The sequence below is a fragment of the Paenibacillus konkukensis genome (assembly GCF_023523925.1).
Taxonomy (GTDB): domain Bacteria; phylum Bacillota; class Bacilli; order Paenibacillales; family NBRC-103111; genus Paenibacillus_S; species Paenibacillus_S doosanensis.
Genome location: NZ_CP027059.1, coordinates 5,503,716 through 5,519,185 on the forward strand (window position 1 = coordinate 5,503,716; position 15,470 = coordinate 5,519,185).

A 15,470-nucleotide genomic window follows, 5' to 3' on the forward strand; every position below is an offset into this window, starting at 1 on the left:
GTTTGGCAACAACTGTTGCAAAGGAAAGCGGCGGCTAGCGCCAAACTGCGGTAGCGGCCAAGAAGGGCCAATGGATTAGATACGAGGGAGGATACAACGAAATGAAACGGCATACCGCCAAATTCATGTCATGGGTCGTCATGGTTTGCATGATGATTACGATGATGCAGCCTTTTGCTCTGCCGGCATATGCGGGCGAGAGCGGCAAGACGGTCAAATGGCTGACGTACAAAAATGATGATTTTTCCAATCCGAATCAAATAAAGCTGTTCTCGAAAAACGGGGATGCGAAGTTCATACCTGATACAAAAGATAATACACGCACAATGTTGAGGTTGACTGAATCGAAGGGGAATCTCTTCGGTACGGCTTTTAACAAAAAGCTAATCGCCCCGGGCAATCATTATTCGTTCAGCACGATGTTTAAGTTCCGTATGAACGAAGGGAAAAATAGCAATCCGGCGGACGGAATTACGTTCACGGTGCAGGCCCAGTCCAATAATGCGGGTAAAGTAGGGGAAGGGATCGGATACGGCGGGATTGAGCCGAGCTTTGCCGTCAAATACGATACTTACCAAAATCCTTTTCCGATTAACGATCCGTCGAACAACTACATCGGTTTGGCCGTAGATGGCGATGTCAAAAATACCGATTCCAGCCGGTACACTACGAGTTTGAACGGCATCAAGCTTGCCGACGGCAACGATCATTATTCCTGGATTGATTATGACGGAAGCGCGAAAAATGTCAAAGTATACATCGGCGATACGCAAACGCGTCCGGCGACTCCGGTATTAAGTGTTAACGAGATCGACCTGGATCATATTTTCCAAGGCAAACCGGGCGTTTATGCAGGCTTTACTGCAGCGACCGGCGGTTCGATGGAGACGCATGATATTTTGTCCTGGTATTTTGTCAACGAACACGATCCTATCAATATCTCCGATTCGACGATCGAATATAAGCAAGCTCCGACCAACGTTGTGGTCGAAGCGGTACCGACCGGAGAGCAGGGCAAATATGCGGTTACGACCACACTTTACGATGTGGACGGCAACCCGGTAGAAGGAGCGCCGATCGCTCTGACCTCTACGGACGGGACTCCAGTAAGCGGCAGTTTGCAGTCGGATGAGAACGGGCAAGGAACGACGATTGTCGATTTCGGAACGAATCCTCCTTCTGGAGATATTACGGCGGTTACGGTAGGCGGCGGCTATTCGACGGTCACTATCAAGCCTGCTCCGACCGAATTGTCGGCGGGAACAACGCCTCAGACGGCGACGAAGCTGACCTGGAAGGCGGTATCTGGAGCAAGCTACTACAATGTTTATAAAGACGGCGTATTGTATGCGACCAACGTAACGCAAGCGACTTACAATGCATCCGATCTAGCCCCAGGCGAATTTGCCAAGTTCACCGTATCAGCGGTGATGCAGAGCGACGACAGCATTGCGGAATCGGTTCCATCGAATGAAATTGTGCTGCCGGTGCAGACCGGAATCGCCCTAGACAGCGAGAAGTACACGCTTCCGATCGAATCGACGCATCAAACGGTCGTATCCTCGGTTTACTCTGCCGTAACGAAGATCGATGTCACGAAGTACAGCAGCTTTAGCTCAAGTGACGATCTAGTCGCTACGGTCGGTCCGGACGGCCTCGTCACTGCCGTAGGGGCAGGGACAACGGTCATTCAGGCCGTATATAACGGCACTCCGTTGACGGCGACGGTGACGGTGCCTATCGATGCGCCTACCGGCGTAACGGCAACCGACGTCACATCGACGAGCGCGAAAGTGGGCTGGAATCCAGTTCCCGGAGCGCAAACTTATAACATTTACGATAACGGTAAATTGATCGCATCCGGCGTTGTCGGAACAAGCTACCAAGTGACCGGCTTAACACCGGGGACCAATCACAGCTTCACCGTGAAGGCGGTCAGCAACAACATCGTATCCGATCCTTCGAGCCCGGCGGGTAGCGTAGAGCTGCCTTCCCTGAAAAACCTGCTGCTGGATAGCACGGAATATTCGCTTCCGGTCGTAGCTGCGCATCAAACGGTTGTTACCTCGGTGTACTCCGACGGAAAGAAGTATGATGTGACCGGCTACAGCGACTATCGTTCCGATAACGACCAAGTCGCAGTCATTGGTCCCGGCGGCCTTGTAACGGCTGTAGGGGCAGGAACTACGGTGATTCATGCGGTATACGGCGGGAAGCAAGTAACGGCTGCCGTTACGGTAACGATCGGCGCTCCTGCGGCAGTAACGGCAAGCGATATCACATCGACGGGCGCAACAGTGAACTGGACAACGGTTCCCGGAGCGCAAACGTACAATATTTACGATAACGGCAAATTGGTCGCATCCGGCGTTACGGGTACGAGCTACCAGGTAACCGGTCTTGCGCCGGGAACCGAGCACAGCTTCACCGTGAAGGCGGTCAGCAACAACATTGAATCCGCGCCTTCGAACGCATCCGATGCCGCTACGACGACATTGCGCGATTTACTCGCCGATCCGGCTAACTACACATTGCAGACGGGAGCTACGCATGCTATTCAGGCAACCGCTGTTAACTTGGATGAAAGCGTCAAGGATGTAACAACGAAGGCGCAATACAGCTCCTCCGATAATAGCGTAGTCACTGTGGATGCGAACGGCGTTGTTACAGCCAAAGCGCCGGGTACAGCGACCATTACGGTAGCTTACGACGGCAAGACGGTCGTGCAAACCGTTACGGTTCAAGATAAGCTTCCGCAATACAAACTGACATTAAACTCGACTCCGGATTCCGTAGTGGGAGACGGCAAGTCGCCGGTGCAATTGCAGGCTGCTGTCGTTACGACAGACGGACGCCCGGCTGCGGGCGTACCGGTAACGTTCCATTTCGGCAGCAATACGTCGAATGACGTAACGGTAACTACGAATGAAAACGGCATTGCCGTTATCGATTATACGGCGCCGGCGCTGCAAGGTCTCGTTCCGGCCAATGAAGTCATCACGGCTGTGGCGACCGATCCGGCATCCGGACTTTCGACCCGGCAAAGTATTGGCATTACTTACCTGCCTGCCGCCGTTCAAGGCGTCGTTGTGGATCAGGTAACAGGCAAACCGGCTGCAGGGTCTACCGTATCGGTGACAGCCGATTTTAACGGAGACGGCATTATCGACTTCACTTCGACGGTAACGACAGGCGAAGACGGTTCTTACTCCATCGGCGTGCCTCGCGGCAACTTTACTTATACGATGAGCATCGCAACGCCGGTTCAAATCGGCGGGCAAACCGTTACTTTAACGAAAGTGCAGACCGCTACGGTTGGACAACTGCAAGCGGTAGGCGAGCAAATTGCGTCGGCTAATCAGATTAGCGGACAATTGTTCCTCTTGAACGGCGCTTCTTCGGACCCGATTTCGCAGACGGGGATCATCGATGCGTTCGGTGCAGGTAACGTCAGCGCTATCGTAGAAGGCTTGGAAGGCAACAACTATCAAGCGGAAGTGGCGCTGAACGCCGACGGAAGCTTTAATGTAAGCAATGTGCCGCAAGGCCGTTATAAAATTTCGTACCGGATCAAAGCGGAAGACGGAACGGTGCTTGCCGGACCATCCGCAACGGTAGAAGTGAAACAAAACGGCGAATTGTCCATCGGCTACTCCTTGATCGATCCTTACGGGACGGTGACGGATTCCGTGACAGGCAAAGCGCTCAGCGATGTCACAGTCAATCTGTATTGGGCGGATACCGAGCTGAACAGACAGTCCGGCCGCACGCCGAACACGCTGGTTTCGCTGCCGGTGCTTGAGAAGTTTGCTCCGAATCAGAACCATAACCCGCAGCAGACCGATCTGACTGGCAACTACGCCTGGATGGTGTACGGAGAGGGAGATTACTACATCGTTGCGGTGAAGCCAGGTTATTACAATTACAGCACATTGGATGCCAAGCCTAACGTACCGGCGGCCGAAGGCACCGACAGTTATATTAAAGACGGCATTATTCATATCGGTAAAGACATTATGGGTCTGGACTTCAGCATGCTGATGGTCCGCAAATCGAATAACTCTTCGTCCGGCGGCGGCTCGTCCTATGTGCCGGCAACGCCGAACTTGTCCGTGAATTTGTCAGTAGACAAGAGTCTGGTCAAAGAAGGCGATACGGCGACGGTGACCGTAGATTACAAAAATAATTCTTCCGTTTCGCTGGATAGCGGAGTCATCACAATGACCGTTCCTGCCGGCGCCAAAGTCGTTAACGCGGGCGGCGGTACGGTCAGCGGCGACACGATTACATGGAACGTGACGGACGTTGCCGCAGGACAGGAAGGAAGCTTTAAGGTAGAGCTCGAGTGGGGGCTTCTGGACGCAGCGGATAAGCAGTACGATATTCAAGCGCAGTTCACTGCTAACGGAGATACATCGAATGCGGTAACCGAGAATTCGGCAGTGAAGATCAAGGTCTTCTCCGACCGCTTCGGCAATCTGAAGCATCAGCGTTATATTCTGGGTTATCCGGACGGCAAGTTCCACCCGGAAAGCTCGCTGACCCGCGCCGAGCTGGCGGCGATCGTAGCGCGCTTGACGGAGAACGGGAAAGATACGGGCGCTCTGGAATATACGGACGTTCAAGCAGATCACTGGGCGGCCAACTATATTAAAATCGCCACGCGGCACGGATATTTCAGCGGATTTGAGGATGGAAGCTTCCGTCCTGAAGCCAAAGTATCCAGAGGCGAGCTGGCGGCGGTCATGGCACGCTTCCTGCAGTTGAATGTCAGCGCAGCGGATCAGCCGCATTTCACCGATCTGAACGGCCATTGGGCTGCTGACACCATCGAAGCGCTGTACCGCGGCAAATTCTTGAACGGTTACACCGACGGCACCTTCAAGCCTCAAGAGAGCATCAGCAGAGTCGAGGCCGTCACCATGATTAACCGTATGCTGTATCGCGGTCCGCTTAAGGGCTTAGCTCCTCAATTCCCGGATGTAGCCGAATCCCACTGGGGCTTCGGGGACGTTCAAGAAGCGACGGTATCCCACGAAGCCGTTCGCAATTCGGACGGAAGCGAGACTTGGAAAAACAAGATCGACGATCAAGTCGAGTAAGAGCGAGATTCGATCATCATGCAGCAACACGAAGCCGGGCGCTACTCAAGCGCCCGGTTTTTTCGTTGTTTAGGAAATGAAGCGCAGCAATATCCTGAGGAAATCCGGTGGCTCCCCCGAAAGTAAAGTCTACCCATAGAACGATCCCAGAGGAAGGGTTAGACGCCGATCCAACTTAGGCTGGATGCGGACGGAATAAGCTTCAGAGCTTCACGTCACTACCCTGGAAATTACTCTTGGTACCCCATTTCCATTGTCTGTGGTGCCGCGTCGGCGGCATGGATGGCTTTTGGGGGATTTGTTTCCGCAATGCTAGAGGTGGCGACAAAGCGGCCGGAGACCGATACAACGTTAACACAGTAAATCGGAGCCTTAGCCGACCGCGATCGCCCTCAATGTTCTCTTTGCTTGTCGCGCGCTGCCAGCAAAAACTGAATGACGGCGAGGACCGCCGTATCGACGGCCGAAGCCATCAAGGTCACCCAAAACCAGCTTGTGGTGCCCATCGAGTAATACAGCGCGCCGTGCAAAACCATCAGCACAATAAACGCCAGCCATAACGAAATCGACCTGATCCAATCGGCCATATACTTTTCCTGCCTTTCTAAGCGCATTTTATTTATAGCATAACCATAACGACCGAATTCTTTCCTCGAAATAACCGTACTATTAAAAGAACGGCGATTTCATCGCGTCCTGAGGTTTGTATAATTCGGTTGGAAACAGTAAGCGGACGACCAGAGGGAAAAACGGCAGGCTGGAAGGCGCCGCGAAAAAGGAGCTATCGGTTTATGAGACAACTATTCGTCATTGGCGACAGCATCTCGATTCAATACGGTCCTTATTTGCGCTCCATGGTTGAGGGCAAGTTCGGATACGATCGCAAGCGCGGCGAGGAGCAAGCGCTGGTTGATCTGGATAAGCCCGTCGGCGCGAACGGCGGGGACAGTGCTATGCTGCTCGATTATTTGCGGGAAGAGCACAGCAGAGGAACCCGCTACGACATCCTTCTGCTCAATTGCGGACTGCATGATATGAAAACGAGTCCCCGGGACGGCATCAAGCAAGTGCCACTGGAAGCTTATCATGGTAATTTGCAGGAAATCGTCGAGCTAGCCAAGGCTATGGCAAACGACGTCGTCTGGGTAAGAACGACGGACGCGCTGGAGGAAATTCATAATGCCAAGAGCAAATCGTTCCACCGATTCCATGCGGATGCGCTCGCCTATAACGAAGCGGCGGATCGGATGATGAAGGCGAGCGGTATTCCTCTCGTCGATCTGTACGGCTTTAGCCGGACATTCGGACCGGAGGCGTTCGGCGATCATGTGCATTATACGGATGAAGTCCGCAAGCTGCAAGCGGCGTTTATCGCCGGTTATTTGGATGCGCTCTTCGCCTGAAACCCGATTATTGCTATGACAAAGAAACGCTGCTTGCATTCTCATTGCCGACAGCGTTTCTTTGTTATGAGTAAGAATGACACCCGGGTTCCTTGCGGGAATCGTCCTTACGGGAAGGCGGAAGCCTGCGGGCATCCGGCGGTCACGGCAGCCGGAACAGCTTGCGCGCGTTCTCGCTAAGCATTTTGCGCCGCTTCTCCTCGGGCAGCCGCTTGAGCCACGGCACGGAGGAACGCAGGGCCTTGTCATTTTTATCGAGCCGCCATAGCAGAGGAGGCAGCCAGGCGACGCCGCCTTCGCATAGAACGACCTTGAACTGCGGATATTTCTCGAACACGCCTTCGCAGACGAAGCTGACCCGATGCACCATAAACGTTTGGGAGAGGCATGTATGCCACTGCAAGTAGTTCGAGACGTAGCCGACGGTGGTCGGGGCGTTGAAGATGCGGCTTCCTTCGGCGCCGAGAACATGTACGTCAACTATTCGTACTTGAGCCGGACGTTCAAGGAAGTAACCGGAGAATCGTTCTCCGATTACGTGCTGCGTCTGCGGATGGAGAAAGTAAAAGAGCCGCTTGCCCAAGGCATAAAGGTGTACGACGCAACCGGGCAGGTCGGCTATAAGCATGTTAACTATTTCTCGAAAAGCTTTCAAAAATATGGGGGGATGAAGCCAAGCGATGTGAATAAATAACGGGAGGGGCCGGCTTGCAGATTTCTAGAAGCGTACAGAAATTTGACTTCTTTTGATAATTTGTATATACTTTGTATATACATTTAGGGGGCGGTTAGATGTTTCAAGTTCAAAAATGGGGTAACTCCCTTGGCATTCGCATTCCGAAATCCCTTGCTATGAAGGCGGGAATAGAGGAAGGAACCGAAGTCGACTTGGATATTGAAGAAGGTCACATTGTAATCAAGCCGAAGTCAACAACGCTGGACGAGCTTCTGTCTCAAATTACACCGGATAACATTCACACGGAAATCTCAACTGGCGAACCGCAAGGACGGGAAGCATGGTAAACAATGAGTATGTGCCGGATCGCGGCGACTTGGTATGGTTGCAGTTTAACCAGCAAGCAGGTCATGAACAGGCAGGTAAGCGCCCAGCCTTGATCATTTCTTCTGCATCTTATAACGGCAAGGTTGGTCTTTCCTTGCTTTGTCCGGTAACCTCTAAGCAAAAGGGATATCCGTTCGAAGTGGTTATTCCGCAGAATTTACCGATTGAAGGGGTCATCCTTGCCGATCAGGTAAAGAGTCTCGATTGGCAGTCCCGACAGGCTGCGTTTATTTGCAAAGTATCGCAGGAGACCTTGTCAGAGGTTGTGGCAAAATTGGATTTACTGATCCGTTAATCGATGAATAGTCTTCCGAGGGAGGCCTTGGAAGGCATTTGGTTAACATTTTAGAACGTATACCCGAGCTCCACTTGGTGGGGCTATTTTATCGTTTAGGAAATGATGCGCAGCCATATCCTGTGGAAATCCAGGGGCTCCCCCAAAAGTAAAGTCTACCCATAGAACGATCCCAGAGGAATGGTTAGACGCCGATCCAGCTTAGGCTGGATGCGGACGGAGTAAGCTTCAGAGCATCACGTCACTACCCTGGAAATTACTCTTGGTACCCCATTTCCATTGTCTGTGGTGCCGCGTAGCGGCATGGATGGCTTTTGGGGGATTTGTTCTTATATAGGCATGTTTAAAAGCGTGGTGAAAAAGTGGCATTGTACAGTCATGACACAATAGAAATGGTAAAATAAATGGAACTGATCGATGAGAAATGAGGCCAAAACTTATGCTAGTTTCCAAACGCCAAGGCACCCAACCTCGACTATTTCAAATGGTCGAGATGGAGGCGCTTGTTCCCCAAAACCATCTTCTTCGTCAACTGGATCGTGTTATTGATTGGAGCATGATTCACGAACGTACACGTGCTCTGTATTCCGAAAATATGGGTCGTCCCGTGAGCGATCCTGAACTTCAGCTACGCTTGATGGTTCTTTGTTATCTGTTCAACCACAGTGAGCGTGCTCTGTACAATTTGCTGCCTATGCATGCGGGCTACTTGTGGTTTTGCGGCCTCGACTTTGAAGCCGTTCTGCATCCCGAAGAAGCCGAGCTGGCCTTGCCGGATCGGACCACTCTGGTGAAAACCCGAAAGTTTTGGCGGGACCATCAGGTGTTTGACGACCTGATGCGCGACATTGTTGACCAGTGCATCATCGCAGGACTCGTTAAGCCGCAAATGGATGCGGCCGTGGACGGAACACAAGTACGCGCGAATGCGTCCATTCACAGTTTGGCAGAAATCCAACTGGCCCCTGTCGAATCTATCGAGGCGTATTTAGTACGCCAAGCCAAGGAGGATACCGAAGACACGAAAACCGACAAGGAGGATGCCCCTAAACCTCCCTCTACGAGGAACGATCATTCGGAGGTAGAGGAACAGGCTGTTCACGAAGATTTTCATGGCAAAACCTTTTCCAACCGTACGCACCGTAGTACCAGCGACCCCGATGCCCGTTTGTATAAGAAAAGCAAAGGGCAGGAAGCTCATCTGCGTTATTTGGTGCATGATCTGATCGATGTTCACTCCGGCGTGATCCTGGACACCCGGGCTTCTTTAGCATCCGGTACAGCAGAAAGAGAAGTCAGCCTGAAGCAAGTGCAAGCGATTCGATTTCGTCATCCTCATCTCCAAATCCGAACGCTTTCGGCAGATAAAGGGTATGAGTCAGCAGACTATCTGGTTCAGCTCCATGAACTTGGCATCATCCCACTCATCCGGTTGCGTAGTCTCAAGCTGCAAGAATTCCCGGTTTACAAGACCCGAGCATTGCATCCCGTTCGAAAAGCCAAACGCCGTCTCAAACAGAAGGAGATCCAGGCTTACAATTTTGCAAAAAGTATTCAGCGTCATGGTGCATACCGGCACATCCAAGCCCTGCGTGCGCGTATTGAACATGCCTTTGCGGAGGCCAAAGGAAGACATGGACTCGATCGAGCCCGCAGCCGCGGTCTTGATCGCATGCAAGAGCAAGCTACACTTACGGCCATGGTCCAGAATTTAAAGCGACTGTGCCGATTCAAAGCCAGAAGGCCACGGGCCGGTGCACTTTCCTGCACCGTCCTCGCCAAGATAACAGGCTGTCCCCAGTATCTTTGCTCCACTACATGCTCAGGGTTCCGTTTTTTTGGTAACTTTGACGGCTTCATTTTGTAATAACAGGGACTTTTTCACCACACTTTTAAAGCCTTAAGTATAAATAACGGGAGGGGCCGGCTCGCAGCAGACGGCTCCTCTTTCTCGTTCCCGCATTGTTGAGACCGTCGGGAACGGCCATAATCGGAAAAAGTAAAATAAGTTGCAGCGAAAGTAAAAGAATGTAGATACGAATTGATCCGGCAAACGGCTATGATGATCTCCTCCGGCGGGGGGGCCGACTCCCGGCCATCCGTGGTGCATGACGACGGCTATCGGCTTTACGCCGGTGACGAAGGGCCAGTGGCACGCGGTCGCTTTTACGTACGACGGCGGCGCAGAAGGCGCGGACTTTACCGTGGGAGCGGTTTACCGGTCCGGCTCGATGGGCAACTTCTATGCCGGGCGCTCGGGGGCTGGCGGTGTTCAACCGGGCGCTGGGCGACGAGGAGCTTGCCGGGCTCGTGTGAAGTTCGGAGCAAGCGCCGAACCGGCGCGAATGTAACGCGGAAAAGAAAAGACAGCTTCGCGCAGCGCGGCTCATCGATGCATTCGATGAACGGAAGCGCGTGTAAATGAATCTCGGCCAGTGAAGCCGCTTGTTCCGTTATGGAACGGCAGCTCGCCGGCCGGGATTTTTTTTAACGCCAAGACGACAGCCCGCCTCCAGCATCTTTGCTCCACATGGAAATAACAGGGGCCATCATGGTGAAAAAGAGCGGAGGAGCCATTTGAATCTGGAGAAGCGCAGCGTTGGTCTTTTTCCGATAAAATATTGACATCCAAAATTGGGATATGTTATATAAAAAGAAAGGGTTAGCACTCTTCTCGTTTGAGTGCTAATATAGAAGATGTGAGTAAGCGGCGCAAAAGGATTTTTCCTTGAACGAAGCCATCATGTTACTATATGAAAAAGGAGACTTTGTCCATGGAGAAGAAACAGTTCAAAGCCGAATCCAAGCGATTGCTGGAAATGATGATTAACTCCATTTATACGCAGAGAGAAATTTTTCTTCGCGAGCTCATTTCCAACGCAAGCGATGCGATCGACAAGCTGTATTACAAAGCGTTGACCGACGATAAGCTGGTATTCAACAAAGAGGATTACTATGTCAAAGTTACCGCGGATAAAGCCAACCGGATCTTGACGATTACCGATACCGGGATCGGCATGACGCCGGAGGAATTGGAGAACAACCTCGGGGTGATCGCCAAGAGCGGTTCGCTGGCATTCAAGCAAGAGAACGAGGCCAAGGACGGCCATAACATTATCGGCCAGTTCGGCGTCGGCTTCTATTCCGCCTTTATGGTGGCTGACGACGTCACGGTACGCAGCAGAGCGTACGGCAGCGACGAAGCGTTCCAATGGAAATCGACGGGCGCCGACGGGTACACGATCGAGCCTTGCGACAAGCAATCCGTAGGTACGGAAATTACCTTGAAAATTAAGGAAAACACCGAGGACGACAATTACGACGAATTTTTGGAAGAATACCGTTTGAAGTCGATCATTAAGAAGTATTCGGATTTTATCCGTTATCCGATCAAGATGGACATCACGAGTCACCGTCCGAAAGAAGGCAGCGAGAACGAATTCGAGGATTTCGTCGAAGAGCAGACGGTCAACAGCATGGTGCCGATCTGGCGGAGAAATAAAAACGAGCTGACAAACGAAGATTATGAGAAGTTCTACGCGGAGAAGCGGTACGGCTTCGATAAGCCGCTGAAGCATATCCACATTAGCGCAGACGGCGCTGTCGTCTACAACGCGATTTTGTTTATTCCGGAGAACACGCCTTTCGATTATTATACGAAGGAATACGAGAAGGGATTGGAGCTGTATTCCAACGGCGTGCTGATCATGAACAAATGCGCCGATCTGCTTCCGGATTATTTCAGCTTCGTCAAAGGGATGGTCGATTCCGAGGATCTCTCCTTGAACATTTCCCGGGAGCTGCTGCAGCATGACCGTCAGCTGACTTTGATCGCCAAGAACATCAAGAACAAAATCAAGGGCCAACTGCAAAGCCTGCTGAAGGATGAAAGAGAAAAATACGAGACCTTCTATAAAGCGTTCGGCCGCCAATTGAAATACGGCGTGTACAGCGATTACGGCGCCAACAAAGAGCTGCTGCAGGATCTGCTGCTGTTCCACTCCTCAAAGGAGAAGAAGCTGGTGACGCTGGACGAATACGTATCGAGAATGCCCGAGGACCAGAAGTACATTTACTATGCCGCGGGCGAGTCGATCGAACGGATTGAGAAGCTGCCGCAAGCGGAGCTGGTGGCGGACAAAGGCTACGAAATTTTGTACTTCACCGACGATATCGACGAGTTCGCGATCAAGATGATCATGTCGTACAAAGACAAGGAATTCAAATCGGTATCGAGCGGCGACCTCGGCATCGAGCCGGATGAAGCCGAAAAGGCGGCGGATGCGGAAGAGAGCGGCAACAAGGAGCTGTTCGATTTCATGAACGAGACGCTGAGCGGCAAAGTAACCAAGGTGAGAGCGTCCAAACGGCTGAAATCCCACCCGGTTTGCCTGTCCACCGAAGGCGAGCTGACGATCGAGATGGAAAAAATCTTGAAAGCTATGCCGAACGGTCAAGACGTGAAAGCGGACAAAATTCTCGAAATCAACGTCAATCACGAAGTGTTCCAATCGCTCAAGGACGCTTTCGCACAGGATAAAGATAAGCTGAAGCTGTACACCGGCCTGCTGTACAATCAGGCGCTGCTGATCGAAGGCTTGCCGCTTCAAGATCCGGTCGACTTTACGAACGATATTTGCAAAATTATGGTATAATAAAACAAGATTTCACTTCAACCCGACGTTGGCTGATTACGGCCAGGTCGGGTTTTTGCTTGTTCTTAAGAAACTGTTAAGATTTGCCCTGCCTTTCTGTTAAGATTCGCTTGCTATATTGGTAATTGTAATTCCGCATCCGGCTTGTTACGGTTACTACATAAGCATGAGGTTCCAGGCAGATTGAGTTTGAACAGGAGGTAGCCGCAAAATGGCGCAATCTACGATACTTCTCGTCGATGACGAGCAGGATATCATCGATTTGTTGGAGATTTACTTGAAGAACGAAGGCTACAAGCTGCTTCGGGCGGCGGACGGGCTGCAAGCGCTGGAGGTGCTGCGCAAGGAAGAGGTCGATCTGATCGTGCTCGACATTATGATGCCGAAGATGGACGGAATCGAAGCTTGCCTCAAAATTCGGGAGCAGCGCAATATGCCGATCATTATGCTCTCCGCCAAAAGCCAAGATATGGACAAAATTTGGGGATTATCCGCCGGAGCGGACGATTACTTGAGCAAGCCGTTCAATCCGCTGGAGCTGATCGCACGCATCAAATCCCAGCTTCGCCGTTACACGCGGCTGAATGTGCCGCAGCAGCGCAAAGATCATGAGATCGAAGTCGACGATCTGACGATTAACACGTTGACCCACGAAGTGAAGCTGCAGGGCCGGGACATCAAGCTGACGCCGCGGGAGTTCGCTATCCTCGAGCTGCTCGCCCGCAACCGGGGGATGGTATGGAATATCGAGAAAATTTACGAAGCCGTCTGGAAAGAGGCGTATTTCGACTCGGACAACACCGTAATGGTCCATATCCGCAAAATCCGCGAGAAGATCGAGCAGAACCCGCGCAAGCCGAAATTTATAAAAACCGTATGGGGGGTTGGCTACAAAGTTGATTAGATCCTACGAACTTGATCCGTCCTCCAGGCTGAACCGGTTTCCTTTTACATGGTTTCCGTTCAATCTGGCACGCAAGATGATCGTCCTGATCCGCAGGCTGTACTGCATCGTCATGAATCATGTAAGCCGGAGCATCCGGCTGCAGCTTATTTTAACGTTTTGTATTTGTTTAGCGGCTTCTTCCATGCTTTACGGCATCAGCTATAATCTGTTCGGCGAAATGCGCAGCAGGGCCGTGATCGATTACCAGTACGGGATTGAGCAGATCGACAGCGAGGCGCGCAATATGGCGCGGGGATTGAACAGTCAGCCGCCGGATGAGGATGAAGCTTTCGCAGAGGAGGCGAATCCGATCCCCGCCGCGCTGCATAGGCAGAAGGAATTTGAGGATCGCGTCAAATGGATGGTCGGCGATCAGAAGTATAAGGTTCTGGTGACCGACCTCGAAGGGAAGGTCATCTTCCGCAGCAGCAATGCCGCGGAAACGAACGTCGACATTCACAACGTGATCAGCAATGCGATGAATGCGCGTACGGATCGCGAGTACGACCGCAAAGAATTCAGCAGCTTTTATCCGGTCAACTACAACGGGCAAAAGTCGTATCTGCTCGTATCGGGCATTCCCGAACCGCATATTACCTACATGAAGGGCGACAGCCCGATGCCAATTCTCGGCGCCATCGCTTTGTTCATCTTCTTATTCTACTTCCTCACGCAGCGGAAGATGCGCTATGTCGAGGAGCTGGCCGGAGGGCTGCGTATCATCGCAACCGGCAATCTGGACTACCGCGTCATCGAACGCAGCGACGACGAGCTCGGTTCCCTGGCGCGCGACATGAATCTGATGGTCGAGGATTTGCAGCGGAGAATCGAGGAGGAACGGCGCAACGAGCGGCTGAAAAACGAGCTGATCACCAACGTCTCTCACGATTTGCGCACGCCGCTGACGCTGATTATGGGCTATTTGCGGCTGCTGCACGATAAAGGCTACGAGACGCCGGAGCAGGCGGAAGGCTATATCGGCATCGCCTACAATAAATCCGAGAAGCTGAAGCTGCTGATCGACGACTTGTTCGAATATACGAAGCTGTCGAACCGCGATGTGCCGCTGTACAAGAAAGGCGTTCCGATTAATGATGTGCTCGATCAACTGCTGGAGGAATTCGTCACGCTGGCGGAAGAGCAGCAGCTTACAATCAGCCGCCATATCCCGAAGGAGAAGCTGTACGTTCAGATTGACGTGGACAAAATGATTCGCGTATTCGAGAACTTGCTCGCCAACGCGCTCAAATACAGCCTCAAGCCGGGAACGGTTACCGTTACCGTCGCCAGAGATCACCGCTATGTGACGATCCGCGTCAGCAACCGGTCGGATATGCTTGCCGACAACGAGCTGCAGCAGCTGTTCGAGCGATTCTACCGCGTAGATACTTCCCGCACGTCGAACACCGGAGGCTCGGGTCTCGGACTAGCCATTGCCAAAAGCATCGTGGAATCGCATGACGGATCGATCTGGGCGGAGCAGGACAGCGGACAGCTGCATTTCTACGTCAAGCTGAAGCTGGCTTCGGCGGGAATCTAACCGTAATATATGATGAAGCGAAAGGAGGCCTTCGGCAGATGAACAAAGCGTGGATTCCGCTGTGCCTGCTGCTGCTGGCGGGAATCAGTCTGGCGGGCTGCTCCAAGCCGATCGAGTTTACCGGCAAAAGCGCCTTCTGGAGCGTCGATGCTACCGTTCGGCCGTTTTCCAATAAAAAGTCATTCGTTATAAAGTATACAGGGGAAGATCGGCAGCCGGTCAAGGGGGTTCGCTACGCTTTTGAAAACAGCAAAAATTTCAACGGCAAGGGTGAACACGCCGCCGCGGCAGCCCACCTGCGAGTAACGGGAACATCGACGCTCGATCAGCCTTACGACGACGAAACGGGCTTTAACGTCCGCATTCATTGGAACGATAAGGAGGAAATCATCCCTGTAGCCAAACGGCAGTAAAGCATCGGGTGCCGGAGTGGCAGTGAAAAAAGCGGACAGACCGCAGGTTATGC

Annotated in this window: 13 protein-coding genes; 11 read left to right on the forward strand and 2 right to left on the reverse strand. The window is 52.2% G+C overall.

Translation table 11 applies throughout. The annotated features are described in order from the left end of the window. Nucleotides 1–101: 101 nt before the first annotated feature. Nucleotides 102–5,102, forward strand: coding sequence for an S-layer homology domain-containing protein (locus SK3146_RS23955; RefSeq protein ID WP_249861127.1), 5,001 nt, complete (start codon nt 102–104; stop codon nt 5,100–5,102). Nucleotides 5,103–5,494: 392 nt separating this feature from the next. Here the strand turns inward: SK3146_RS23955 and SK3146_RS23960 are convergent, their stop codons facing one another. Then, the gene (locus SK3146_RS23960) at nt 5,495–5,716 is read right to left on the reverse strand and encodes a hypothetical protein (RefSeq protein ID WP_249861128.1); all 222 of its coding nucleotides are present in this window, start codon (nt 5,714–5,716) and stop codon (nt 5,495–5,497) included. 177 nt (nt 5,717–5,893) lie between these two features. Between SK3146_RS23960 and SK3146_RS23965 the strand changes: the two genes are divergently transcribed. Then, complete coding sequence (locus SK3146_RS23965; protein ID WP_249861129.1) at nt 5,894–6,505, forward strand: SGNH/GDSL hydrolase family protein; 612 nt, start codon at nt 5,894–5,896, stop codon at nt 6,503–6,505. A 142-nt stretch (nt 6,506–6,647) separates the two neighbouring features. On the opposite strand, the gene SK3146_RS23970 is transcribed toward SK3146_RS23965, so the two are convergent. Continuing rightward, the gene (locus tag SK3146_RS23970; RefSeq protein ID WP_249861130.1) at nt 6,648–6,875 is read right to left on the reverse strand and encodes an amidohydrolase family protein; all 228 of its coding nucleotides are present in this window, start codon (nt 6,873–6,875) and stop codon (nt 6,648–6,650) included. A 21-nt stretch (nt 6,876–6,896) separates the two neighbouring features. Between SK3146_RS23970 and SK3146_RS23975 the strand changes: the two genes are divergently transcribed. The 9 genes from SK3146_RS23975 to SK3146_RS24015 all read left to right on the forward strand — a co-directional run bounded on the left by SK3146_RS23975 (nt 6,897) and on the right by SK3146_RS24015 (nt 15,417). Beyond that, nucleotides 6,897–7,199 (forward strand): helix-turn-helix transcriptional regulator, encoded by a 303-nt coding sequence (locus SK3146_RS23975; protein ID WP_249861131.1) that lies wholly within the window; start codon nt 6,897–6,899, stop codon nt 7,197–7,199. Nucleotides 7,200–7,297: 98 nt separating this feature from the next. Next, the gene (locus SK3146_RS23980; protein WP_249861132.1) at nt 7,298–7,528 is read left to right on the forward strand and encodes an AbrB/MazE/SpoVT family DNA-binding domain-containing protein; all 231 of its coding nucleotides are present in this window, start codon (nt 7,298–7,300) and stop codon (nt 7,526–7,528) included. Continuing rightward, the gene (gene mazF / locus SK3146_RS23985; protein WP_249861133.1) at nt 7,522–7,863 is read left to right on the forward strand and encodes an endoribonuclease MazF; all 342 of its coding nucleotides are present in this window, start codon (nt 7,522–7,524) and stop codon (nt 7,861–7,863) included. The genes SK3146_RS23980 and mazF overlap by 7 nt, the downstream gene beginning before the upstream one ends. A gap of 439 nt (nt 7,864–8,302) precedes the next feature. Continuing rightward, nucleotides 8,303–9,730: a transposase gene (locus SK3146_RS23990; RefSeq protein ID WP_434006817.1), complete on the forward strand. Its 1,428-nt coding sequence runs from the start codon at nt 8,303–8,305 to the stop codon at nt 9,728–9,730. 241 nt (nt 9,731–9,971) lie between these two features. Continuing rightward, complete coding sequence (locus tag SK3146_RS23995; protein ID WP_249861134.1) at nt 9,972–10,214, forward strand: hypothetical protein; 243 nt, start codon at nt 9,972–9,974, stop codon at nt 10,212–10,214. A gap of 423 nt (nt 10,215–10,637) precedes the next feature. Beyond that, on the forward strand, nt 10,638–12,518 hold the full coding sequence (gene htpG / locus SK3146_RS24000; protein WP_249866416.1) for a molecular chaperone HtpG: 1,881 nt from the start codon (nt 10,638–10,640) through the stop codon (nt 12,516–12,518). Nucleotides 12,519–12,729: 211 nt separating this feature from the next. After that, nucleotides 12,730–13,422, forward strand: coding sequence for a response regulator transcription factor (locus SK3146_RS24005; protein ID WP_249861135.1), 693 nt, complete (start codon nt 12,730–12,732; stop codon nt 13,420–13,422). Next, on the forward strand, nt 13,415–15,004 hold the full coding sequence (locus SK3146_RS24010) for a sensor histidine kinase (protein WP_249861136.1): 1,590 nt from the start codon (nt 13,415–13,417) through the stop codon (nt 15,002–15,004). The genes SK3146_RS24005 and SK3146_RS24010 overlap by 8 nt, the downstream gene beginning before the upstream one ends. A 38-nt stretch (nt 15,005–15,042) precedes the next feature. Beyond that, a complete protein-coding gene (locus SK3146_RS24015; protein WP_249861137.1) occupies nt 15,043–15,417 on the forward strand; it encodes a hypothetical protein in 375 nt (124 codons plus the stop codon). Nucleotides 15,418–15,470: the final 53 nt, after the last annotated feature.